Origin of the sequence: Xanthobacter albus, from assembly GCF_043194895.2 — a bacterium.
Taxonomy (GTDB): Bacteria; Pseudomonadota; Alphaproteobacteria; order Rhizobiales; family Xanthobacteraceae; genus Xanthobacter.
This window is the reverse complement of the sequence record NZ_CM195532.1, coordinates 4,481,114-4,503,221: the sequence shown is the minus strand read 5'-3', so window position 1 is coordinate 4,503,221 and position 22,108 is coordinate 4,481,114. Positions and strand designations below refer to the sequence as shown.

Genomic DNA, 22,108 nt, shown 5'->3' with positions numbered 1-22,108 from the left:
CTCATGAAGCCCTTGCGAACGAAGGGGTGGCAGGAACGGGAGAAGGGGAGGGCAGGAAGGCGCTCAGATGCCGTCGCCGAACATCTGGTCCATGGTCAGGGCCGGCTGCTGGTTGGCCGACTGGCGGATGATGCGGGCGGGCACGCCGGCCACGGTGGAGTAGGGCGGCACGTCGTCGAGCACGACGGCGGCGGCGGCCACGCGGGTGCCTTCGCCGATGGTGATGTTGCCCAGCACCTTGGCGCCCACGGAAAGCAGCACCCCGCGGCCGATCTTGGGGTGGCGGTCGCCGCGCTCCTTGCCGTTGCCGCCGAGGGTGACGGACTGGAGAATGGAGACGTCGTCCGCCACCACGGCGGTCTCGCCGATGACGACCCCGGTCGCGTGATCGATGAACACGCCGGAGCCGATGCGCGCCGCCGGGTGGATGTCCGCCTGGAACACCTCGGAGACGCGGCTCTGCAGCGCCAGGGCGAGCGTCACGCGGCCCTGCGTCCACAGCCAGTGCGCCACGCGGTAGGCCTCCAGCGCCTGCAGGCCCTTGTAGAAGAGGAACGGGTCGAGATAGCGCCTGCAGGTGGGGTCGCGCTCGCGGATGGCCGCGAGGTCGCGGGTGAGCGCCAGGCGCAGGCCGGGCTCCGAGGCGAACGCCGTCAGGCTGAGGTCCCGGATCGTGAGCGCGCTCACGTCGCCTCCGCCGAGGCGCTGGCCCAGGCGGTGGGAGAAGGCGTTGGTGATGTCCTGCTGGTCGAGGATCGTGGTCTGCAGGGCGGCGGCCAGGAGCGGCTCTTCCAGCACTGCCGCATCGGCTTCCTGCCGAAGGGTCTGCCACAGGCGGTCGCCGTCGTCGGCATGCGGGCGGGCCCGACGGGCGTCCTGCGTTGTCCTGGCCGCTTCGATCCTGGTCTTGATGAAGGTCACGGTGGCTCCCTTCCGCCTCTAAATTACATTAAATCAATCGAAAAAGAAAAATAACCGCCGGTCAAGGGGGAAATTCGGAGCACGGCGGCAATCGGGGGAAGCGTGGAGCGGGCGCTTGAACGCCAAGCCCAGCACCGGCGCAGGTTTGCCGCGCTCCGCCCCGCGAAAACGCGATTTCAGCCGTGCGAAAATCTGGAGCTCGCGGTGTGCGAGAGGGGGCGCGGAGGTCCGCGCCACATCGCCGGGAGGAACCTGCTCCCACCCCTCCCGCGTGGCCGAAACCCGCGCCGATAAAGGAGGGACAGCGATTCGCCTGGAGGCTCCGGCTCTGTGGGCGCGACCGTGCGGCGCGCCTGCGGCCGATGGTGCGCCGCGTTTTCGCCGCCTCCGTCGATATACTAATTTGACATATTCGATAGATTAAATTCATTGTTGAGATACCGCCGATGCCGCGGCGGACCCGCCGCCTTGTCCGTTCCCTCCTTCAGGACGCTGCCCATGACATTCCCGCTTCGCCGTCTGGCCGCGCTCGCGGCCCTCGCCGTGCCGGTCGCTCTCGCCGCCCTCCTGCCGGGAGCGGCGCGCGCGGACGACCTCGCCGCCATCCGCAAGGCCGGGGTGATCAACATCGCGGTGTTCGATTCCAACCCGCCCTTCGCCAGCGTCGATCCCAAGACCGGCAAGCTCGCGGGCTACGACATCGATTTCGCCGACGCGATCGCCGAGCGGCTGGGCGTGAAGCCGCGCCTCATCGCCACCAACCCGGCCAATCGCATTCCGCTGCTGCAATCCGGCAAGGCGGACCTGATCGTGGCGGACATCACCATCACGCCCGAGCGGGCGAAGGTGATCGATTTCTCCACGCCCTATTTCGTCACCGGCCAGAAGTTCCTGGTGCCCGCCGCGTCGCCCGACACACTGGACGCCTATTCCGCGGCCCGCATCGGCGCGGTGAAGGGCACCACCGGCGAGCAGGCCATCAAGGCGCGCTACCCCAAGGCCAAGGTGCTCTCCTACGACGACATCCCCTCCGCCTTCACGGCGCTGCGGCAGGGCAACGTGCAGGCCATCACGCAGGACAGCACCATCCTTGCCGGCCTCCTCGCCGGCGCGCCGGACGGCACGAAGTACAAGATCCTGGCCGAGCCTCTCAGCCGGGAGGACATCGGCGTCGGCGTGGCGCGGAACGCCCCCGCGCTGCTGGCGGCGGTGAACGACATCCTGGTGGGCCTCGAGAAGGACGGCACCGCGCAGAAGATCTACGACCGCTGGTTCGGCAAGGAATCCAAGACGCCCGAGCCGCGCGGCTTCACGATCGCGAACCGCTGATGTCCCGTTTCCCGTCACGGGAATGGATCTGTGTGCCGCGCGATGCGGGGGAGGTCACATGAGCGAGCCAGGGGGCGCTCCGGCGCCGGCGATCGAGTTCCGAGGCGTGCGCAAGCGCTTCGGCGCGGTGGAGGTGATCGGCGGCGTCAGCCTGTCCATCCCCAGGGGGCAGGTGGTGGTGGTGTGCGGCCCCTCGGGCTCGGGCAAGTCCACCCTGGTGCGTCTTGTCAACCGGCTGGATACCCTCTCCGAGGGCGAGATCCTCATCGATGGCGTGCCCACCGCTGGCTTCGCCGGGCGGCAGCTGCAGAAGCTGCGCGAGGGCATCGGCTTCGTGTTCCAGCACTTCAACCTCTACGGCCATCTCACGGCGCGCGAGAATATCACCCTCGCTCCGCGCAAGCTGCTCGGCCTCTCCGCCGCGGCGGCGAACGCCCGCGCCGATGAGCTGCTGGCGCGCGTGGGGCTGGCCGGCAAGGCGGATCTGAAGCCCGCCCAGCTCTCGGGCGGGCAGCAGCAGCGCGTGGCCATCGCCCGCGCGCTCGCCATGCAGCCCGCCATCCTGCTGTTCGACGAGCCCACCTCGGCGCTCGACCCGGAGATGATCGGCGAGGTGCTGGGCGTGATGCGCGAGATCGCCCGCAGCGGCGCCACCATGCTGGTGGTGACGCACGAGATGGGCTTCGCCCGCGAGATCGCGGACCGGGTGCTGTTCATCGATGGCGGGCGGGTCCTGGCCGACGCCCCTCCGTCCCTGTTCTTCGAGAACCCGCCGCACCCGCGCGTCCGCCGCTTCCTGGCGCAACTGCTCTCGCCCATCCAGAGCCGGGAGGAGGAGCAGGCCGATGCTTGAGGGTGGCATTCACGGCTGGCTGGCCGTCCTCAGCGGCCCGCCGCTGCATTGGCTCGTGACCGGCGTGGTCACCACGCTCGCCGTCAGCGTGGCGGGCGCGCTCGGCGCCAGCGCCCTGGCGGTGGTGCTGCTGGGGCTAAGGGTCTCGCGCCTGCGGCTCGCGCGCGGCCTCGCGGCTTCCGTCATCGCGGTGTTCCGCAATTCGCCGCTGCTGGTGCAGCTCTTCTTCTGGTACTTCGCGGCCTACAATTTTCTGCCCCAGGGCTTCCGCGCCTTCGTGGTGGACACCGATTTCGGCAGCGAATGGCTCGCGGGGCTGGACATCCTGTCGCCGGAGTTCATCTGCGCGGCCTGGGGCCTCGCCGTGTTCGGCGCGGTGTTCCTGGCGGAAGAGCTGCGCGCCGGCCTTGCCGCCGTGCCGCGCGGCCAGCGCGAGGCCGCGGAAGCGCAGGGCTTCTCCGCGCCGCAGGTGCTGCTGCATGTGCTTCTTCCCCAGGCGGTGGCCAATGCCTGGCAGCCCATCGTCGGGCAGTATCTGAACATCATGAAGCTCTCCTCGCTCGCCACCGCCATCGGCCTGTCCGAGATCACCTACGAGGTGCGCCAGATCGAGAGCTACAATGCCCGCGCCTTCGAGGCGTTCGCGGTGGGCACGGCGCTCTATCTCGTGCTCGGCCTCGTCATCGGCTTCGCATTGACGCGCTTCGGCCCCTCGCAGGTCGGAGTGCAGCAGCGTCCCCTCGCCGCGCGGGACGATGCGGAGGAGGCCATGGACCCGCGGCTGGCGCTTGCTGCACGGGAGGCCGGCCGTGGCTGATGCGAACCTCTTCCTCGGGCTGAACCTCTCCGTCATCACGGAAAACCTGCCCTATCTCCTCTGGGGCCGCGCCGCCGACGGCGAGATCGGCGGCCTGCTGCTCACCCTGGTCATGGCGGTGTCCGCCGCCGTGCTGTCGCTGGTCCTGGGCATCGGCGGGGCGGTCGTCGCCTGGCTGTTTCCCGGGCCGGTCCGCCGCATCCTGTTCCTGTGGGCGGACTTCATCCGCGGCATCCCGCTGATCTTCGTGATCTTCTGGCTCTACTTCCTGGTCCCCGCGCTCCTCGGGGGCCGGATGCCCGACAGCGTCCCCGTGGTCCTCGCCCTGGCGTGGTTCACCTCGGCGGCGGTGCTCTACACCACCTTCGCGGGGCTCGCCGCCTTGCCGAGGGGGCAGGGCGAGGCCGGGGCGGCTTCCGGATTCTCGCCGCTGCAGGTGCTGCTGCAGGTGCTGCTGCCGCAGGCGCTGCCCAATCTGGTGCCCTCCTTCGTGGGCGTGTTCGTCTCCCTCATCAAGGACACGTCGCTGGCCTTCATCGTGAACGTGCCGGAGTTCACGACCCTCGCGAACCAGGTGAACAACCGCACGCAGATCTATCCGGCGGAGATCTTCCTTTTCACCGGCGCGGTCTACTTCGTGCTGTGCACGGCCTTCTCCGTGGTGGCGGACCTCATCGGCCGCCGCGCCGGCGCGGCGCGGGCGGAGGCGTGAGGTGCCAGCCCGCTGCCCGTATGTCGTGCATGTGACCTAGCGCAAAGACTGTGTAGCCGTCTCGTGCTTTCTGTATGCGAGCATATCGAGAAAAAGCAGAGGCAACGCACTGTGTCGAGGTCGGTTTCCATTTGCGGTAGAATGTCGCTTCCCACGAAGATTTCGGCTCTGGTTTTCTGCGGGATCCTGATCGTCTTCGCCACCGTGCTGCTGGTGGTGTCTCGCGATGTCTCCCAGGAAATGCGGCAGCAGGCGCAGGCTCGCCAGGATTCGAATATCCGCGTCGCCCGCGAGCTTCTGGGCAACCTGGGCGAGCTTCGGGTCGAGGACGGCAAGCTCATGGCGGGCAAGACGATCCTGAACGACGACACGAACCTCGTCGATCATCTTCGGGAGCTGGTCGGCGGCACCGCCACCATTTTCCTGGGCGACACCCGCATCGCCACCAACATCAAGGCGGCGGACGGCTCCCGCGCCGTCGGCACCACGCTGAAGCCCGGCCCCGCCCATGATGCGGTGCTGAAGGACGGGCGCGGCTATCGTGGCGAGGCGGAGATCCTGGGCCAGCCCTATTTCACCGCCTACGATCCGCTGCGCGACGCGTCCGGAAAGGTGATCGGCATCGTCTATGTCGGCCTGAAGCAGAGCGAGTTCATGGCGATCGCCGACACGCTCGTCCGGACCATCACCATCCAGGCGACCCTGGCGGCCCTGGCGGTGGGCGCCGTGCTTTTCTTCATTCTGCGCAGGCAGATCCGTCCGCTCCTCGTCCTGTGCGAGATCATGGGCCGCATGCGGGCCGGGGACATGAACGTATCGCTGCCCAAGCTTGAGCGCGGCGACGAGATCGGCGAGATGACGCGCGCGGTCATGGTGTTCCGCGAGCACGAGATCCGGCGCATCGAGCTGGAGCGCGAGCAGGCCGACGAGAAGGCGCAGGCGGAAGCCCGCCGGCACGAGGAGATGGAGCAGATCGCCAACCGCTTCGAGGCGGCGGTGGGCGGCATCGTCAAGGACTTTTCCACCTCCGCAACCTCGCTGGAGGGCACCGCGGCCACGCTCTCCCGCACGGTCGCGACCACGCGCGAGACCTCCGAGATGGTCGCCAAGACCTCCGAGAGCGCCTCCGCCAACGCCCATGCGGTGGCGGCGGCGACCACCGAGCTTTCCTCCTCCATCCGCGAGATCAGCCGGCAGGTGCAGGCCTCCAGCGAGATCGCCGGGGAAGCGGTGAGCAAGGCCGAGCAGACCGATCACCTGATCGCCGAGCTGACCGCCACGGCGACGCAGATCGGCACCATCACGCAGATGATCGACGACATCGCCAAGAAGACCCACCTGCTGGCGCTGAACGCCACCATCGAATCCGCCCGCGCGGGCGAGGCCGGGCGGGGGTTCGCGGTGGTGGCGGAGGAGGTGAAGCAGCTAGCGGCGCAGACGTCGCACGCCACGGGCAACATCTCCGCCCAGATTTCCAGCATCCAGGAGGCGACCTCGGGCGCCGTGGCTGCCGTGCGGGACATCCGCGAGACCATCGGCAAGGTGGCGGAAACCTCCGGGGCCATCGCCGCCGCGGTGGAGGAGCAGGATGCGGCCGTGGCGGAGATCGCCCGCAACATCGAGCACGCGGCCGTCGGCACTTCGCAGGTGGTGCTGGACGTGGCGAACGTCAACGTGGCGGCCAACGAAGCGGGCAGCGCCTCCCAGGAGGTGTTCGCCGCCGCGGAGAACCTCGCCACCGGCGGTGCGCGCCTGGAGACGGAGCTCCAGGACTTCATCCTCTCCATCCGCGCGGCATGAGGCGTGGCGCGCGCCGGCGGCGGGCGGGCGGCCATCCAGGCCAGCGCCCCGGTTCGGCTCGCGTTTCTCGCTCCGGCAGGCGCGCAGAGCCTGCTTGAGGCAGCCGGCCCTTGGGCCACCTGCGAAGTGGAGACGCCGAAGCCGCGACTGTGACGCGGCCTTCGGCGCCTCGGGAAACCGCCCCGGAACGAGGGTTTCAGCCGCCTGCGGCGCGCGGCAGGCTCTGCGCCGCCTCCTCGCGCTTCACCCGCTCGATGTCGCGATAGCGCGCGGCCGGGTGGGTCTGGGGCAGGTATGGGCCCTCCCCGAACAGCTTCTCGCGCAGTGTGCCCTCGCGATAGGCGGTGGGGTAGACGCCGCGTTTCTGCAGCTCCGGCACCACATGGCCGATCACGTCGGCGAAGGTCTCGTGCGCGACGGCATAGGCGAGGTTGAAGCCATCGATATCCGTCTCCTCCACCCATTGCTGGAGGAGGTCGGCGACCGTCGCCGCCGAGCCCACGAACAGCGGCCCCATGCCGCCGATGCCGCCCCATTTCGCCAGTTCCTCGATGGTCCACACCTTCTCGCCTTCCGCGAGGTGCTCGACGGTGGAGATGATGGCGTTGGTCTCGACCTTCCGCACCGTGTCGGTGGGGGCGTAGCGGCCGAAGTCAATGCCGGTCCAGCCGGACATCAGCACCAGCGCACCGTCGTAGGAGGCGTGGCGCACATACTCCTCATACTTGGCGCGCGCCTTGGCGTCGGTCTCGTCCACGATGATCGTGGCCATGGCGTAGATCAGGATCTTCTTAGGGTCGCGGCCGTGAGCGGCGGCGCGCTCGCGGATTTCTCGCACGTAGGCCGCCGTCGCGGACTTGAGCGGGGTGGAGATGAACACGCATTCGGCGTGGCCCGCGGCGAACTGCTTGCCCGCGCCCGAGGCTCCGGCCTGGAACAGCACCGGCGTGCGCTGCGGGGAGGGCTCGCACAGGTGATATCCGGGCACTTCGAAATACTTGCCCTTGTGCCCGATCTCGTGGATTTTCGCCGGATCGGCGAAGATGCCGCGTTCGCGATCCCGCAGCACGGCGCCGTCCTCCCAGCTTCCTTCCAGGAGCTTGTAGAGCACCTCGACATATTCCTGCGCGACATCGTAGCGGTTGTCATGCCGGCGCAGGCCGCCCTGGCCGATATTCTTCGCACCGCTTTCCAGATACGAGGTCACGATGTTCCAGCCGACCCGGCCACGGGTGTGGTGGTCGGCCGTGGAAAGCCGCCGCGCGAAAGTATAGGGATGCTCGAAGCTGGTGGAGGCGGTGACGCCGATGCCGATATGCTTGGTCGCCTGGGCGATGGGATTGGCGAGCTGAAGCGGATCGTTCACCGGAATCTGCACGCCCTGCAGCAGGGCGTTGTCGAGGTTGCCCTTGTAGACGTCGTAATATCCGACGACATCGGCGATGAAGATGGCCTCGAAGAAGCCGGTTTCGAGCAATTGCGCCAGGTCGGTCCAATAATCGAGGGTGTTGTAATCCCAGGAACGGTCGCGAGGGTGACGCCACAGGCCGGGGGACTGGTGCCCCACGCAATTCATCTCGAAGGCATTGAAACGGATGGTCTTGGCCATGAATGGCTCCGGTCAGAAAGCGCGACAGCGTGTCCGCGGCGTATTCCCATTCCCGGCGTGACAGGACGATGTGGTTTCAACGCGCCGACGGACGGGTTCAAGCCATGATTTTTAGAGGAGGCGTCGTTTGCGGGGCAGTGGAGCGCATTTTTCTTTTTACAGCGCGTAATGGAATATTATTTTTCACATTTATTATTTGTGAAGTTCGCTGCGGCGCGCTTTCTTTCCCCTGGTCGACGGCCGCCATGTATGAATCGGGCTGAAACGAGCGTGGGGCTGTGCTGAGCCGTTCTCTGTTTTTTCCATTTGCGCTTGAGTCGAAATATTTTTCGAAAATGCGAAGGTATGAAAATAACTTTTCATACCGCATTGGAAATTTGAAATACTGAACTCTCGCGGCGTGCGTGCCGTTTTCATTACATTCGCGGCGTGGGTCCTTCCCGGCTGCAGCTCGCCGGGCCTTTCCAAAAACCAAGCTCGACCGCTGCCTGGCGACCCATCCCGGCGCGCGAAGGAGTCCTGCCGTGAATGACCTTGAATTTCGGAGTGCGCGCCCCTCCGGCTCGCGTGAGCCGACCGTTCCAGAGGCCGATGCGCGTTCCTCCCGCGGCAGCGAAGCATGGCAGGTGGCGGGGCGCCGGCTGCGCGCCGCGGCGCTTCTCGGCGCGGCTCTCGTGTTGCCGGTCGGCGCGGACGGCGCCTTCGCCATCGACATCAACTCGGCCGATTACGTGCCGGCGCCCGCAGGGGCCAATCTCCTGCTCTTCTACAGCCAGTACGCGACCCGCAGTGAGTTCGTGAATACGTCCGGGACCACCATTTCCCAGAATACCAGCCTCGATTCCTACGTGGATATCCTGCGCTACGTGCACTATTTCGACGTCGCCGGCTTCCGGGTCGCGGCGCAGACCCTGGTGCCGGTGGGCACGCTCTACAACGGGCGTGTCTCGGGCACGAACCTTGATTCCGCCGCGGGGTTTGCCGATCCGATCTTCTCGGGCGTGCTGTGGCTCATCAACAACAAGGAGAGCGAAAGCTATGTCGCGGTCGCGCCGTATCTTTACGCGCCGCTTGGCCAGTATGATTCCAGCCAGGCGCTGAACATGGGCGAGAACCGCTGGAAGCTGGACCTGCAGGGCGCCTGGTACCAGGGGTTCGGCAACGGAATCGCGCTGCAGATCGCGGGCGATGTCATCTGGTACGGCTCCAACGACGAGGCAGGCGGCGGATACCAGACCCTGACCCAGGACAACACCTATCAGTTCCAGGCGTGGCTCTCCTACGCCTTCGCGCCGACGTGGTCGGCGGCGGTGGGCTATTCCGGATTCTGGGGCGGCACGGAGTATCTTTCCGGCATCCCCACCGGCAACGCCACGCAGCGCGACCAGCTGCGGTTCGAGCTTTCGAAGTTCATCACCCCGACCTTCCAGGTGCTGGGGCTGGTGCAGCGTGATTTCAACACCTCGGGCGGCTTCCCGGAAGACTTCCGCGGCACGCTGCGTCTGCTGCAGGTGTTCTGAGCCATTCCCGTCGCAGATCGCTCCGTGACCTTCTCGCCAGCAGCGGGCGAGGTCACGGAGCTTTCCGCTGTCTTCGGTGGGTGGCGGAGCCGGACGCCCGTGGGCGTGACCTTCAGGCGACGGCGGTGGCCGCGCCGCCCATGTAGCGGTCGCGGATGTCGTCCCGCGCCGCCAGCTCCGCGGCTGGCCCGGAGAGGGTGCTGCGGCCGTTCTCGATGACGGTCGCATGGTGGGCGTGCTTGAGGGCGATGGACGAGTTCTGCTCGGCCACCAGCAGGGTGGTGCCCATCTCCCGGTTCAGCCGGCTCAGCGCGGCGAAGATCTCGGCCACCACCAGCGGGGCGAGGCCCATGGAGGGTTCGTCCAGCACGAACAGGCGCGGTGCGGCCATCAGCCCGCGGCCGATGGCGGCCATCTGCTGTTCGCCGCCGGAGGTGAGGCCGGCGGCGATGCGCCGCCGCGCCTTGAGGCGCGGAAACAAATCGTAGACCAGCTCCAGGCCACGGGCCACCTCGCGCCGGCCGAACCCGCGGCCGACCGCCCCGGCGACGAGATTTTCCTCCACGCTCAATGTTTTGAAGCAGCGCCGGCCTTCCAGCACCGGCACCAGTCCCCGGCGGATATGCTCCGCCGGGCTGTGTGTGGTCACGTCGCGGCCCTCGAACAGGATGCGGCCGGAGACGATGCGCCCGCCTTCGGCCGGCAGCAGGTTCGACACCGCCTTGAGCAGGGTGGTCTTGCCGGCGCCGTTCGCGCCCAGCAGCGCGGCGAACGCGCCGGCGCGGACCTCCAGGCAGACCCCGTGCAGCGCGACGATGGCGCCGTCATAGGCGACGGCAACGTCCTCGAATGCCAAAAGGGCCGTCATCATGTCCTCCCGATCAGGCGTGGCGCCCGCGATCCGTCACTTCGCGTTGACGATGTCCACATCGGCCTCGGTGCGGATCTTGACTCCCTTTTCCTTGGCATAGGCCTCGGAAGACTTCTCGATGATCGGCCGCAGGAGGGTCCAGTCGGGCGCGATCCAGTCCGAGACCACGTTCCACTTCTTGCCGTCCCACTGCTGGAAGGTCACGTAGCCTTCGCCCTCGTGGTTGTCCCAGGTGACGTTGATGGAGTGGAACAGGTTCTCGGCGCCGAGCTGCTTCACCCGCTCGGGGGTCAGCCGCAGGTGCTCGAAGCCCCAGCGCACCTCGTCCCCGGTGAGGGCGCGGTGGCCGAACTTCTCCTGGGCGATGCGCACCGCCTCCACGTTCAGGATGCCGTTGACCACGCCGAGGTTGTGATAAACCGTGCCGATGCGCCCGCGGTCCGAAAGGTTGCCGAGGCCCTTGTCGTAGAGGCGCGCGGTGATCTCCTTCAGCACCGGATAGTCGTGGCCCGAAGCCTGGGTGGTGAGGGCGGTGTAGCCCACCGCCGCCTCGCCCGCGGGCTGCACGTCTTCCTCGGAGTTGGACCAGACGTTGCCGATGATCCTGCTGGCGGGAAAGCCGTTGCGCTGGGCGGTGGTGAGCGCCACCGGGTTCATCACGCCCCAGCCGCGCAGCACCACGTAGTCCGGCCGCTCGCGGCGGATCTGCAGCCACTGCGCCTGCTGCTCGTTGCCGGGGTGCGGCACCTCGATCTGCTGCAGCTTGAAGCCATACTTCTGCGCCAGCAGCTCATAGATGGGGATCGTCTCCTTGCCGTAGGGTGAGCCATGGTAGAGCACCACGATCTTCTTGCCCTTCAGCCCGTCCGGCCCGCCTTCCTTGGAGGCGATGAAGTTGATGATGCCCGAGCTTTCCGAATAGGGGTTCATCAGCAGCGGAAAGGCATAGGGAAACACGCGCCCGTCGGTGGTGTCGGTGCGGCCGTGGTCGATGGTGACGAGGGGCGTCCTGTCCTTGGTGATGCCGTCCAGCATCGCATAGGCGATGCCCACCGACAGCGGGTTCCAGGCTGCGACGCCGGGGTTCGACTTCAGGCGCTGGTAGACCTCCACGCCCTTCTCCACCTCATATTCGGTCTCGCCCTCGGACCAGGTGAGCTTCACTCCGTTCACCCCGCCGTCGCGGACGTTGATGAGGTTCATGTAGTCGATGAAGCCGCCGAAGAAGCCCGAGCCGGGCGCCGCATAGGGGCCGACGCGGAAGCTCTGCAGGGGGAAATACTGCTCGTCGGCGTGCGCCGGCAGGCCGCCCAGCAGCGTGGCCGCGAGAAGCGCGGGCGCGATGCGTTTGAGGAAGGACATGGGGATCTCCTTTGACGATGGTCAGCCGCGCCCGAGCCACCCCCGGACCCGCGCCGTGGCGCGCCCCAGGATGGCCGAGAGGCCGTTCGGCTCCGCGATGAGGAAGAGGATTATGACGACGCCGAGCACCACGCGCTCGACCAGCTTGATGACGCCGGCATCGATGAGCCCCTCGAAGGCGAACGACGCGGCGCGGGCGAGCAGCAGGGGGAACACCACGATCAGCGCCGCGCCCAGGAAGGCCCCGCGGATGGTGGTGAGCCCTCCGATGATGATGATGAACAGCACCTGGAACGAGCGGTCGAGATTGAAGCCCGCCGGCTCCACCGTGCGCAGGTAGGCATAGGCCCAGATCACCCCGGCGACGCCGATGATGGCGGAGGAGATGGCGAAGGCGGCAAGCTTGGTGCGCAGCACCGGCACGCCGATCACCTTCGCCGCCGTCTCGTCGTCGCGCACCGCGATGAGGTTCACGCCCTCGCGGCTGCGGACGATGCGGTGGACCAGGACGGTGATGGCCGCCACCACCGTCAGCGCGAACAGGTAGCGCCCCTGCGGACTGTCGAGATCGATCCCCAGGAGGCTCAGCCGCGGCGCCGCCACGACGCCGGAGGCGCTGTCGTTGGAGAACCAGCTGAACTTGGTGAGCGCCCATTGCACGAAGAATTGCGCGGCGAGGGTCGAGACCGCGAGGTAGAAGCCGCGCAGGCGCAGGCTGGGCAGGCCGAACACCACCCCGATGGCAGCCGCCGTGAGGGCCGCCAGCACCATCGACGGGAGCAGCGGCAGCGCCAGCCGGAGCTGGAAATTGTAGGCCGCGAACGCGCCCACCGCCATGAAGGCCGCCGAGCCGAGCGAGAGCTGCCCGCCGTAGCCCGTGAGCAGGTTGAGCCCGAGCCCCGCCAGGGAGAGGGCCAGGAACGGCAGCAGGATCGCCTCGATCACATAGGGCGTGGCGGCGAGAGGAACCGCCACGAAGGCCAGCGCCAGCAGGCCCAGCAGGGCGAGGGTGGGCGCGGCGGGGCGTGGGCGCGCGGCCGGAAGGTCGGCGATGAGCGACATGGATCAGTACCTCTCCGCGAGCCGGCGGCCGAACAGGCCCGACGGCCGCACCAGCAGCACCACCAGCGCCACCGCATAGGCGAACCAGCTCTCGATGCCGCCGCCCACGAAGGGGCCGAGATAGACCTCGGCGAGCTTCTCCGAGGCGCCGATCAGCAGGCCTGCCACGATCGCCCCGAGGACGGAATCGAAGCCGCCCAGCACCAGCACCGGCAGCGCCTTCAGCACCACCAGCGAGAGCGAGAACTGCACCCCCAGGCGCGCGCCCCACAAAAGCCCGGCCACCAGCGCGACGAAGCCCGCCGCCGTCCACACCGTGCCCTGGATGCGGCCCAGCCGGAGCCCGATGGCGATGGCGGCGAATGTGTCGTCGGCCACCGCGCGGAACGAGAGCCCGGTGCGGGTGAAGCTGAAGAAGGCGGTGAGGACCGCCACCATGGCGGCGGCGATGGCGGCGGCCACGAGATCGAAGGTGGAGATGAAGATGCCGCCCACCTCGAACGGCGCGTTCGAGATGCCGAGGTCGAGCCGGTGCACCTGGGTGCCCCACACCAGCTGCGCCACGCCCTCGATGACGTAGCTGAGGCCCAGCGTGGCCATGAAGAGGGTCATGGGCGAGCGGTTGCTCAATGGCCGCAGCACCGTGCGCTCGATGGCGAAGCCGAGGGCGGCCATGACGGCCAATGTCGCCGCCATGGCGGCCCAGAACGGCACCTGCCGCTCCACCAGGCTGACGAAGGTGAGCGCCGCGAACAGCACCATGGCGCCCTGGGCGAAGTTCAGCACGCCCGAGGTCTTGTAGATGAGCACGAAGCCGATCGCGACCAGCGCGTACATCACCCCGGACAGCAGGCCGCCGACCGCGACCTCGACGGCGAACAGCAGGTCGCTCCCGTCCATCATGCGGCCTCCGCGCCGAGATAGGCCCGGATGACCTCGGGGTCGCGGCGCACCTCCGCCGGCGTGCCGTCGGCGATCCGCACCCCATGGTCGAGCACCGCGATCCGGTCCGAGAGGCCCATGACCACGCCGATGTCGTGCTCGATGAGGATGACGGCGAGGCCGAGCCGGTCGCGCGCCGCGCGGATGTGCCCGGCCATCTCCTGCTTCTCCGTCACGGTGAGGCCGGCCATGGGCTCGTCGAGCATCACGAGCCGGGGGTCGGCCACCAGCGCTCGGGCAAGGTCCACCTGCTTCTGCAGGCCGTAGGGCAGGGTGGAGACGAGGCGCTCCAGCACCGGGGTGAGCCCGAGGACCGCGGCGATGGCGGCGACCCGCTGGTCCTCGGCGCTCCGCTCGCGACGCGCGGGCGCAAGCCCCAGCACCTGCGCCGCCAGCCCCGAGCGACGGCGGAAGGCGAGCCCGGAGGCGATGTTCTCCGCCACTGTGAGTCCACTGAAAAGGGCAAGGTTCTGGAACGTGCGCGCCACGCCGAGCCGCGCCAGCCGCTGCGGCGGCACCCGCGAGAAGGCCTCCCCCGCGATGCGGACGATGCCGGCATCGGCGCGATAGAGGCCGCTGATGACGTTCACGAGCGAGGATTTGCCTGCTCCGTTGGGGCCGATGATGGCCCGGATCTCTCCCGGCGCCACCTCGAACGACACATCGCGCAGCGCATGGATGCCGCCGAAGCTCAGGCTGATGCCGTCCAGGGCGAGGGCGGGAGCCGACGGTGTCGCCGGCCCGGCAGGCGTGGCGGTGGCCCCCGGCGCGCGCGCCGCCGGGCGCGCGATGGTGTTCGACATGATGATCTCCAGATTGCGCCGGGTCGTTCGCGCGTCGTCACGCCCGCCGGAATTCGCGCCGTCCGAGGGCGCGCTGCGGCGCCGGTGAGAGAGGGGCGAATGCCGCCTGTGGGCGGGGCGCGGCCGGGGAGATCGGGGAAGGCATTACGGGCTCTTAAATCGATATTTTCTATCTATTTTATTGCATAAAGTAACGCGCCGCTTCCATTCCAAATCCCGTGCGCGTGGGAGAAGAAAAATCCCCGGGGCGACCGCCCGGCACATGCCCGTCCGCGGCGCCTGACGGAAGGAGCCGGCGACAGCGGGCCTCGCAGCGGGGCAGCGCGCCGGTCGTGGTCCGGCGGGAAGATGCTGCCTCAGGCCGAAAGAGCGCCGGGAGCGCGCGTGATCGCTGTCGCGAGGCGCGCGGCGATGGCCTCGGCCCAGGCGGTCACCTCGGGCACGCCCATCAGCTCTCCGACCGCTCCGCGCGCGAGAGGCCCGGCGACGAGAAGGTTCGGCTGCTCCACGCCGTGGCGATCGAGCAGCCGGCCCTCCGGGGATGTCCAGAGCCCGAGCCACAGCGGATCGGCCTGGAGCAGCCCCTGCCGGGCGAGATCCGCCAGCACCGGATTGGCCGCGATGACCGATCCGTGGGCCGGCCCGGTGGCCACCACCACGCGCTCCACCTCCAGGCGCCGGGCGCCGCCGCCGCGCAGCGCGATGTCGAGGGTGACGGCATCGGGACGGGGGTGCGCGGCCGCGAGCCGGCCCGCCAGCGGCTCAAGCCGCCCGGTCGCGATTTCCGCCTGCAGGATATCGTGGGTCTGCGGCGCGATGCGGAAGCGGTGGATGTCCCAGAGCCCCCGCAGGTGGCGCACCACGCGCCGCCGCTCGGGCCAGGGCAGGGCGGCCCACACGCGGGGGCCCTGCTCGCGCAGCCGGTCGAACAGGGCATGCCATGTGAGGCCGGACCGGGCATCCTGGTCGAGGCCCCTCCGCACCCGACGCAGGAGGCCGAGGGCCCGTTCCTCCGGCCGGCGGGTGAAGTCGGCGGAGGTGGGCGACTGCGCCGGGCCATGGGGCTGCGAGCGGCGCCCGTGCCGGGACAGCATGAAGACCCGCCCCGAATGCCCGCGCTGGTGCAGGGTCGCCACCACATCGGCGCCGGTCAGCCCCGAGCCGAGGATCAGCACGCGGTCGGTCGGGGCGATGGCGGCGAGCGCATCCGGCCCATAGGCGTCTGCCACCAGCCGCGGATCGTCCCGCAACGGCGACAGCGGGCCGGGAATGGCGGGCGCCGGGTGGGCGACGGCCAGCACCACCCGGCCGGCGGCGATCTCCCCGCCGTCGTCGAGGGTGATGCGGTAGCCGTGCGGTTCCGCCCGCACGCCGGTGGCGCGTGCCCGCACATGCGCGATGCGGCCGCTGGCGAGCCAGGGGCGAAGATGGTCGGCCACATAGCGGCCGAACACCTCGCGCGGCACGAAGGCATCGCCATCGGCGGGCTGCGTGGCGCCGGGCAGCGGGCCCGGTCCCTCGGGGGATTGCAGCCAGCGCTGGAAATGCAGCGGGTCGGCGGTGTCGATGGTCATCTTCCGCGCCGGCACGTTCAAGCGGTGGTCCGGATCGGGGGTCGAATAGGCGAGCCCGCGCCCGAGCTCCTCCCGCGGCTCGATGACGATGATGCGGATGTCCTCGGCCTGGGTGCGGCGGGCCAGATGCCACGCCACGACCGCGCCGGAAAGGCCACCGCCGATGATGGCGACGGCGGGCCGCTCGCCGCCCGCAGGCTGCGCGGGGGCCGTTGGAGCTTTTGTCCGCTCGGAGGAATTCATATGCCTGCCCCTGCGCTGGGAACATTCTCGCGCGAGCGGATCGCCGCTTCGCGCAAGGAAGATGCGTGAGCCTGGGAGGCCGGAACGGCCGGCCTCGGCCTGTGGGAGAACGCCGGGGCGCGGAGAAAGATCGCTCCGCCGCGCCCGGTTTGGCTGGCGCATCCTCACGCGAGGCGGATGCCGGTTCGCGTCAGCAGAATGCGCCTTCTGGATAAACTGGAGCCAAAGTGGCCTTAGAGGCCAAGAAGCCGGGCGGCGTTGTCGTGGAAGAGCCGCGGGAGAAGCTCCTCGCGGAAGCCGATGTTGCGGAAGTCGTCGATGGTCTGGGCGATGGGGCGGAAGGGGTAGGAGGAGCCGAACAGGAACTGGTCTGCGAGGAAGCCGTTTACGGCGTCCACGTAGGTCTGCGTGCCCGGCTGGAACAGGTACATGTCCGGAATGAGGAACACGTTCTCGTGCCGGAAGGCGACGCCGACGACCTGCTGCACGTTGGGCCAGGAGCCGTGGTAGACGGCGATCTTCAGGCGCGGGAACAGCCGCGCCACGTTGCCCACCGCCGCCGGATCGTTGAAGCGCGGATCGGGCGTGGTCGGCCCGCTCATCAGGAATAGCGGCGCGCCGAGGCCGGAAAGCAGCTCGTAGAGCGGGAAATACACCGGGTCGTCCGCATGTCGGGCGGGATCGCCGAAGCCGGGTTCCAGATCGATGCCCCGGAGCCCCAGCACCTTGATCGCGCGCTCGGCCTCGTCGAGGGCGCCCCGCTCGCCCTGGAGCACGGGATCGACCGCGCCGATCCCCTCCAGTAGCGGGGAGGCGGAAACGATCTGGTGGATCGTGTCGTTCGGCAGGTGCTGCCCCGGCGTGTGGCGGCCCACCACCACCGCCGTCGCGAGGCCGGCGTCACGCACCTCGTCGAGGAAGCCCTCGGGGGTCGCTGAGCGGGTGAAGTGGGTGTCGGCGCCCCGCGTGCCCACGCGCCGGTTGAGCCAGCGGGCGGTCTCGAATTCCGCGGTGCCCGGGGTCCTGCCGAAGAAGTCGTGCAGGTAGGCCGGGCGGCAGCGCATATCGATGATTTGCATGATCGTGCTCAGCTTGCTGCGGTTTGGCGGAGGGCTCGGATGTCGAATGCGCCGCCGGTCTGGGTGCCCTGCTTGGTGACGGCGGCCTTGCCGAGGAGGGGGAACACCAGCTCGGCGAAGCGGATGGATTCCTCGAGGTGCGGGTAGCCCGACAGCACGAAGGTGTCGACGCCCAGCGCCTGGTATTCGCGCAGCCGCGCGGCGATCTGCTCGGGGGCGCCCACCAGCGCGGTGCCGGCCCCGCCGCGCACGAGGCCGACGCCCGCCCACAGGTTCGGCGCCACCTCCAATTGGTCGCGGCGGCCGCCGTGCAGGGCCGCCATGCGCTTCTGGCCCTCGGAATCCATCTTGGCGAAATTGGCCTGGGCGGCGGCGATGTCGGCGTCGCTGAGGCGGGAGATCAGCCGCTCCGCCTCGGCCCAGGCCTCGGCCTCGGTCTCGCGGGCGATGACGTGGAGGCGCACGCCGAAGCGCACGGTGCGGCCGTGGCGGGCGGCGCGGGCGCGCACGTCGGCGATCTTCTCGGCCACGGCGGCGGGCGGCTCGCCCCAGGTCAGGTAGGCATCCACGTGCTTTGCGGCCAGCTCGTGGGCGGCGGGGGAGGAGCCGCCGAAATAGAGCGGGGGATAGGGCCGCTGGACCGGGGGATAATAGTTGCGGGCGTTCTCCACCGTGAGGTGGCGGCCGCTGAAGCTGAAGGCCTCGCCGGTGGCGAGGATCTGCCGCCAGACGGTGAGGAACTCGTCGGCGGCCTCGTAGCGGGCGTCGTGGTCGAGGAAGATGCCGTCGGCGGCGAGCTCGGCGGCGTCGCCGCCGGGCACCACGTTCAGCAGCAGGCGCCCGTCGAGGGCCTGGTCGAGGGTGGCGGCCTGGCGGGCGCAGGCGGTGGGGCCCATGATGGAGGTGCGCAGCGCCACCAGCAGCTTGATGCGGCTGGTGAGGGGGATGAGGCTGGAGGCGGTGACCCAGGGGTCCTGGCAGCTCGATCCGGTGGGGATGAGGAGGCCGTCGTAGCCGAGGCGCTCGGCGGTGACGGCGATCTCGCGCAGGTAGGCGTTGGTGGGCTCGCGCCCGAAATCGGAGGTGCCGAGGTAGCGGGTATCGCCCGAGGTGGGGAGGAACCAGAAGACTTCCGGGGAGGGAAGGGTCGCCATCGCATCGATCCTGTCAGAACGGCCGGGCCTGCGCCGTCCGTTCCCGGACGCGCGGCGTCACCTCCTGTGATAGGCGGCACCCGCCGCCGCGGCTATTCCAAAGAACCCCCCCGGCTGGAGAACGCACCCCTCCCAGGCCCCGCCCGCGGAGAACGGTTTTCTCCGCGTCGATCATGTCCCGCCCGGCGCGACCGCGCCCATGCCGAAGGGGGCGCGGATGCTTGCGGCACCCGCGCCCCCCGCAATGCTTGGCCGCCCGGCGGGGATCAGTTCCAGGGATGGCGCGGCGGATGCACGCCGTTCAGGTACCAGTTGCCGACGTGGAAGAACTTCCAGCGCACCGGGTCGTGCAGCGTGTGCACCCGCGCGTTGCGCCAGTGCCGGTCGAGCCCGAACTGGGCGAGCGTGGAGCGGGTGCCCGCCAGCTCGAACAGCTTGTTGGTGGCGTCGATGGCGATCTGCGTGGTCAGCACCTTGGCTTCCGCCGTGCGGATGGTGGCCTCCGTCACATTTTCCAGGGAGGGGTCGAGGTAGCCCTTGTCGATGGCCCGCCCGGCGCTCTCCAGCAGGGCTTCCGCCGCATGCAGGCGCAGCTTGAGGTCGCCGATGGCGGCGATGGTGTAGGGGTCCTCGCCCGCCGTCTCCTTGCCGCTGTCGATCCACGGGCGGGTCTGGGTCTTCACGAAGCGGATGGTGTCGTCGATGGCGGCCCGCGCGATCCCGGCGTCGATGGCGGCCTGGATGATCTGCGAGACGGGGCCCTGGACCGAGGGATGCTCCGCCGTGTCGCGCAGCTTCACCGCCCGCTCGCGCGGCACGCGGACGTTCTCGATGCGCACGGAGCCCGACGCGGTGGTGCGCTGGCCGAAGCTCGACCAGTTGTTGGTGACGCTCAGGCCGGGGGTCTCGCGGTCGGCGAACACCAGATAGACGCCGTCGTCGCCCACCGCGACGATGGGCACGATATGGGCCAGGAGGGCGCCGGTGGTGTAGAATTTCTCGCCATCGACCACCGCCTCGGCGCCCTCGAAGCGCACGCGGGTCTTGAAGTCGGTCACGTCCTTGCCGCCGAACTCCGAGAAGGCGTTGCCGAAGCGCAGGCCGGCGAGCGACCAGCCGAACACGCGCGCCTTCTCCTCCTCGGTGGCATCGAGATCCACCAGCGCGGCGATGGCGATGTGGTTCTGCGCGATCTGCGCCACCGCCGGATCGCCGGAGGCGACGATGGCGATGACCTTGGCGAGGGTCGCATGGGACAGGCCGGGACCGCCGAACCGCTTCGGAATGAGGAGAGACCAGATGCCGCTCTGCGAGTAGAGGTCGAGTTCCGCCAGCGGCAGCAGCCCCTCGCGGTCACGCAGCGCCGCGCCTTCCGCAAGCCGGGCCGCCAGCGCGGTGGCGGCGGCGATGGCGTCGGCATCGTCCTTCAGCAGGTGCGGCGGCGTCGAGGGGCGCGGACGCGGCGGCACGGGGTCCGCCGAATTCACGCGGGGATGCTGCGTGTAATCGATTTCGGTATCGGTGAGGGAACCCATGCTCGTTCCTTTTCGGGCTTGATGTCTCATCCGCATCCGGAAGACACGCGCCATCCGCGCCATGCGCATGCCGTCTTCCGCGGGGTCGTCAGCGCCGCGCAATGCGATGCCGTTGCAGCGTTGCGAGAAACAACGCCTCGCACAAGTGGAATGCGCTTCTTATTATGTGTTGTCCTGCAACAACATTATTCTCCGTTCGCTCTGCGGCCGGATGGAAGGCCGTGATTAAATTTTATTGTCTGGGTGCGACGTCGCATAATTGAAAAAATATTCTGAAAAACGTTCACGCCATGGCGGTGATATGCTCCGCGGTGGTTGAAATATGGAATAGTGAGCTCTCGCTTCCATCCGTGGCTTCCGATTACACTTTGCAGCACTGGGGTTCCGCCGGCTCAATGCGGTCGAGGCAGTTCCAGAAATGAAGGTCATTGCCGCCCGGATGCCGGTTCGGGCGCAGGAAGGAGCCTTGCCGTGACTGTGCATGAGTACCGGGGCACGTTCCCCGACACCGGGGCGCTGAAGGCGCGTTTCCGTCCGCTGTTCGCGCGCATCGCGGAAGGGGCGGTCCGGCGCGAGCGCGAGCGCATCCTGCCGTTCGAGGAGATCGGGTGGCTGAAGGAGGCCGGCTTCACCGCGCTGCGCGTGCCGGTGGAATACGGCGGCCTCGGCGTCTCCCTGCCGCAGCTGTTCGACCTCCTGATCGACCTCGCCGAGGCCGACACCAATGTCGCCCAGGCGCTGCGCGGGCATTTCGCCCTGGTGGAGGATCGCCTGGTCGCGCCGCGTCGGGAGGGCGAGCCCTGGCTGAAGCGCTTCGGCGCCGGTGAGATTGCCGGCAACGGCTGGACCGAGATCGGCGCGGTCAAGCTCGGCGACACCATCACCAAGGTGGTTCCGGACGGCGCGGGCTTCCGTGTCGAGGGCGAGAAATACTATTCCACCGGCACCATCTTCGCGGACTGGATCGACACCTACGCCACCCGCGCCGACACCGGCGCCCCGGTGATCGCCATCGTGCGCGCGGCGCAGCCCGGCGTGGAGCGGCGCGACGACTGGAGCGGCTTCGGCCAGAGGCTGACCGGCACCGGCACCACCATCTACAAGGCCGCCGCCGTGGAACCGGAGGGGCTGGTGCCGTTCGAGGCCCGCTTCCGCTACCAGACCGCCTTCTACCAGCTGGTACTGAATTCCGTCCTCGCCGGCGCGGCCCTCGCGGCGGTGCGCGAGGTCTCGGCCCTGGTGGCCAAGCGCACGCGCGGCTTCTCCCACGGGGCGGGCACGCCGCCTCGGCATGATCCCCAGGTGCTGCAGGTGGTGGGCCGCGCGCGCGCCTTCGCCTTCACCGCCCGTGCCGCGACCCTCGAGGCCGCGCGGGCGGCGCAGCGGGCCTATGAAACCTCCCAGGCCGGCGACAAGGCCGCGGACGATCAGGCGAACATCGAGGCCGAGCTCGCTTCCGCCGCCGCGCAGGTCGGCGCCGCCGAGCTGGCGCTGCGGGCCACGAGCGATGTCTTCAATGCCCTGAGCGCCTCGGCCACCGACGAGAAGCTCGCCTTCGACCGCCACTGGCGGAACGTGCGCACCGCTTCGAGCCACAACCCTTTGATCTACAAGGAGCGCATCCTGGGCGACAATGCGGTGAACGGTACCGAGCCGGTGTATGTCTGGCAGATCGGAGCGATCGCCGGCTAGGCTTGGAGCCGGTCGCCCGGTTCGATTTGCGATCCGCTGGGCGAGACAAGGACGGCGCGGCCCGCGCTGTCCTTGTCGTTATCCCGCATCCGAGGGCCCACCGGCAGGACGGAGGGCCTTCGGGAGGGCTGGTTCCGTCCTGGACGGGATTGCGCGGAGGCGGCTTGGCCGCCCTCTGCGTGGCCCGATCGAAGTGCCGGGACGACGGCCCCCGTGGTCTCCCAGGGGGC

The 22,108-nt window shown here is 68.9% G+C and carries 19 protein-coding genes; 7 read left to right on the top strand and 12 right to left on the bottom strand.

Features of this window, described 5'->3' with window-relative positions:
• Positions 1-63: 63 nt before the first annotated feature.
• Complete coding sequence (gene cysE, locus V5F75_RS19975; RefSeq protein WP_394034400.1) at positions 64-834, bottom strand: serine O-acetyltransferase; 771 nt, start codon at positions 832-834, stop codon at positions 64-66.
• Positions 835-1,419: 585 nt separating this feature from the next.
• On the opposite strand from cysE, the gene V5F75_RS19970 reads away from it, so the two are divergent.
• The 5 genes from V5F75_RS19970 (at position 1,420) to V5F75_RS19950 (ending at position 6,432) form a co-directional block, all read left to right on the top strand.
• Positions 1,420-2,250: an ABC transporter substrate-binding protein gene (locus tag V5F75_RS19970; RefSeq protein WP_394034110.1), complete on the top strand. Its 831-nt coding sequence runs from the start codon at positions 1,420-1,422 to the stop codon at positions 2,248-2,250.
• A gap of 58 nt (positions 2,251-2,308) precedes the next feature.
• A complete protein-coding gene (locus V5F75_RS19965; RefSeq protein ID WP_394034109.1) occupies positions 2,309-3,103 on the top strand; it encodes an amino acid ABC transporter ATP-binding protein in 795 nt (264 codons plus the stop codon).
• Positions 3,096-3,920, top strand: coding sequence for an amino acid ABC transporter permease (locus V5F75_RS19960; protein WP_394034108.1), 825 nt, complete (start codon positions 3,096-3,098; stop codon positions 3,918-3,920). Before V5F75_RS19965 ends, V5F75_RS19960 begins: the two co-directional genes overlap by 8 nt.
• The gene (locus V5F75_RS19955) at positions 3,913-4,632 is read left to right on the top strand and encodes an ABC transporter permease subunit (RefSeq protein WP_394034107.1); all 720 of its coding nucleotides are present in this window, start codon (positions 3,913-3,915) and stop codon (positions 4,630-4,632) included. The genes V5F75_RS19960 and V5F75_RS19955 overlap by 8 nt, the downstream gene beginning before the upstream one ends.
• Before the next feature lie 141 nt (positions 4,633-4,773).
• Positions 4,774-6,432 (top strand): methyl-accepting chemotaxis protein, encoded by a 1,659-nt coding sequence (locus V5F75_RS19950; protein WP_394034106.1) that lies wholly within the window; start codon positions 4,774-4,776, stop codon positions 6,430-6,432.
• A gap of 196 nt (positions 6,433-6,628) precedes the next feature.
• Here the strand turns inward: V5F75_RS19950 and V5F75_RS19945 are convergent, their stop codons facing one another.
• Positions 6,629-8,041, bottom strand: coding sequence for an LLM class flavin-dependent oxidoreductase (locus V5F75_RS19945; RefSeq protein WP_394034105.1), 1,413 nt, complete (start codon positions 8,039-8,041; stop codon positions 6,629-6,631).
• 97 nt (positions 8,042-8,138) lie between these two features.
• On the bottom strand, positions 8,139-8,288 hold the full coding sequence (locus V5F75_RS19940; protein ID WP_394034104.1) for a hypothetical protein: 150 nt from the start codon (positions 8,286-8,288) through the stop codon (positions 8,139-8,141).
• A gap of 379 nt (positions 8,289-8,667) precedes the next feature.
• Between V5F75_RS19940 and V5F75_RS19935 the strand changes: the two genes are divergently transcribed.
• Entirely contained in the window at positions 8,668-9,561 is an 894-nt protein-coding gene (locus V5F75_RS19935) for a transporter (RefSeq protein ID WP_509212123.1), read from the top strand.
• 112 nt (positions 9,562-9,673) lie between these two features.
• On the opposite strand, the gene V5F75_RS19930 is transcribed toward V5F75_RS19935, so the two are convergent.
• From V5F75_RS19930 to V5F75_RS19890, 9 genes are all read right to left on the bottom strand, one after another.
• The gene (locus V5F75_RS19930) at positions 9,674-10,432 is read right to left on the bottom strand and encodes an ABC transporter ATP-binding protein (RefSeq protein WP_394034102.1); all 759 of its coding nucleotides are present in this window, start codon (positions 10,430-10,432) and stop codon (positions 9,674-9,676) included.
• Positions 10,433-10,465: 33 nt separating this feature from the next.
• Entirely contained in the window at positions 10,466-11,794 is a 1,329-nt protein-coding gene (locus V5F75_RS19925; RefSeq protein WP_394034101.1) for an ABC transporter substrate-binding protein, read from the bottom strand.
• A 21-nt stretch (positions 11,795-11,815) separates the two neighbouring features.
• Positions 11,816-12,856: a branched-chain amino acid ABC transporter permease gene (locus V5F75_RS19920; RefSeq protein ID WP_394034100.1), complete on the bottom strand. Its 1,041-nt coding sequence runs from the start codon at positions 12,854-12,856 to the stop codon at positions 11,816-11,818.
• A gap of 3 nt (positions 12,857-12,859) precedes the next feature.
• Positions 12,860-13,756: a branched-chain amino acid ABC transporter permease gene (locus V5F75_RS19915; RefSeq protein ID WP_394034399.1), complete on the bottom strand. Its 897-nt coding sequence runs from the start codon at positions 13,754-13,756 to the stop codon at positions 12,860-12,862.
• Positions 13,756-14,601 (bottom strand): ABC transporter ATP-binding protein, encoded by an 846-nt coding sequence (locus tag V5F75_RS19910; RefSeq protein WP_394034099.1) that lies wholly within the window; start codon positions 14,599-14,601, stop codon positions 13,756-13,758. Before V5F75_RS19910 ends, V5F75_RS19915 begins: the two co-directional genes overlap by 1 nt.
• Positions 14,602-14,957: 356 nt before the next feature.
• Positions 14,958-16,418, bottom strand: coding sequence for an FAD/NAD(P)-binding protein (locus V5F75_RS19905; protein ID WP_394034098.1), 1,461 nt, complete (start codon positions 16,416-16,418; stop codon positions 14,958-14,960).
• 233 nt (positions 16,419-16,651) lie between these two features.
• Positions 16,652-17,497 (bottom strand): amidohydrolase family protein, encoded by an 846-nt coding sequence (locus V5F75_RS19900; protein WP_394034097.1) that lies wholly within the window; start codon positions 17,495-17,497, stop codon positions 16,652-16,654.
• Between the two features lie 8 nt (positions 17,498-17,505).
• The gene (gene ssuD, locus V5F75_RS19895) at positions 17,506-18,651 is read right to left on the bottom strand and encodes an FMNH2-dependent alkanesulfonate monooxygenase (protein WP_509212122.1); all 1,146 of its coding nucleotides are present in this window, start codon (positions 18,649-18,651) and stop codon (positions 17,506-17,508) included.
• Positions 18,652-18,917: 266 nt separating this feature from the next.
• Positions 18,918-20,186 carry an SfnB family sulfur acquisition oxidoreductase gene (locus V5F75_RS19890; protein WP_394037614.1) on the bottom strand — a complete coding sequence of 423 codons (1,269 nt, stop codon included), beginning with the start codon at positions 20,184-20,186 and terminating at the stop codon, positions 18,918-18,920.
• A gap of 471 nt (positions 20,187-20,657) precedes the next feature.
• Here V5F75_RS19890 and V5F75_RS19885 point away from each other — a divergent pair, with 471 nt between their 5' ends.
• Complete coding sequence (locus tag V5F75_RS19885; protein ID WP_394037616.1) at positions 20,658-21,878, top strand: acyl-CoA dehydrogenase family protein; 1,221 nt, start codon at positions 20,658-20,660, stop codon at positions 21,876-21,878.
• Positions 21,879-22,108 lie beyond the last annotated feature (230 nt).